Source organism: Peptococcaceae bacterium 1198_IL3148, assembly GCA_036763105.1.
Classification (GTDB): Bacteria; Bacillota; Desulfotomaculia; order Desulfotomaculales; family Desulfohalotomaculaceae; genus JBAIYS01.
The window spans coordinates 1-902 of sequence record JBAIYS010000036.1; the positions used below are offsets into that span (position 1 = coordinate 1).

At 35.3% G+C, this 902-nt stretch carries 1 protein-coding gene and 1 pseudogene; both read right to left on the reverse strand.

What is annotated here, in order from left to right:
* Positions 1 to 127: pseudogene (locus V6C27_14755) on the reverse strand (transposase).
* A 74-nt stretch (positions 128 to 201) separates the two neighbouring features.
* A partial coding sequence (gene istB, locus V6C27_14760) for an IS21-like element helper ATPase IstB (GenBank protein ID MEG6617652.1) occupies positions 202 to 902 on the reverse strand: 701 nt, incomplete at its 5' end.

Here is a 902-nt window from a genome sequence, read left to right on the forward strand (position 1 = left end):
TTTCGCCAATCCAAATACCTAGTATTTCTTTGTGTCCCTCCATATTAATGCCCAAAACGCTATATGCTGCCTTATTAATTATTCGATTATCCTGGCGTACTTTAAAGTGAATAGCATCCAAAAAAACTGTATTTGGCAAGTAGAAAATGTATGTAATGGCAATTAAAAATGTACCTACTTGCCAACATCCCAAAATCTATTCTAATTATTGAGTAATGATCCTTTGTATCTGAAGCTTTCCCCGTTAAAAATCAGCAACTGTGAATGATGAATTAGCCGGTCAATTACAGCCTCAGTTAAAATCTGGTCTACAAAAATATGGTTCCATTGAGAAAATGATAAATTAGTTGTGATAATTAAACTTTTGCTTTCGTAGCATAATGAAATCACCTGAAAGAGTAATTCTGCCCCAGCTTTGTGAAGTGGGATATACCCCAGCTCGTCCAAAATCAATAAATCCAGCTTTTCAATCCGTTTAAAATACCGGTCCAACTGGCCACTATCATTTGCTGCCATTAGTTTGTTAACTAACTGGGCCACAGTATAGAATTTGACTCTTTTTCCGTTTTTAGCAGCATTTAAGCCAATAATTGTGGATAAATAAGTTTTTCCTGTTCCAACTCCACCATAAAAGATTAGGTTCTCTTGTTTATCAATAAACTCACCATTTAGTAAATATGAAGTGCTAATACCATTGGGTAACTGAATATCATCCCATTGAAATGGCAATGTTGCTTTTGGCTTAGGCAAAGTTGCTTGCTTAATTAGGTTGTTAATTCTTCTTTCATCCCGTTGCTTTACCTCATATTCGAACAGTTTTACAAGGTATTCCTCGTAAGTATCAGCCTTTACTTCATGGTAATTTAGCGGTATCCAACTTAATTTTAAACGCTTGGCATAGG